1 protein-coding gene is annotated in these 491 nt (G+C 66.4%); it reads right to left on the bottom strand.

All coding sequences use genetic code 11. From position 1 onward, the window contains the following. Window positions 1-108: 108 nt before the first annotated feature. On the bottom strand, window positions 109-491 hold a 383-nt coding region (locus AC2JF9_RS08530; RefSeq protein WP_500726914.1), incomplete at its 5' end, for a DUF2141 domain-containing protein.

Raw genomic sequence — 491 nt, 5'->3', positions numbered from 1 at the left:
ATAGTGGAAGATGTCCTTGTTCGCGGCGCAGAAGCTCCTCACGCGGGGAAGCAGCGACCTGTTCCCCGTCGAGCGCGGATTGGAAAGGAGCGCGACGCGGGCCATGGCTCAGCCGATCGGCCCGATCGAGAGCCCCCTGCGGTAGTTCAGCACCACGTCGATGTGCTTGACACCGTCGCCGACGGGGATGACCACCTGGCTGTGCCTGGGCTTGTAGTTGGTGATCGACAGCTTCGGATTGCGGGAGAAACCGGCGCCGTCGTTCCAGTCGGAACCGTTGTTCTGCACGTCGTGGCGCACGGCGATCGCGTAGTTGCCGGGCTTGGGGACCGCGACGCAGACCTTCATCGGCCCCGACCTGGAGACGGGGAGATCGATCCGGCGGAGCCACTTGCCCTTGGCGAGGAAATCGGCCGCGTTGCCGCCGTAGAGCTGCACGCGCAGCTCGCCGGTGCGGGCCTTGAAGCCGCTGACGCTGACGAGCACGGAGG

The organism is Lactobacillus sp. C449L (assembly GCF_059900815.1).
Note: the sequence above shows the minus strand (reverse complement) of the source record. Positions and strands in the feature narration are given on the sequence as shown.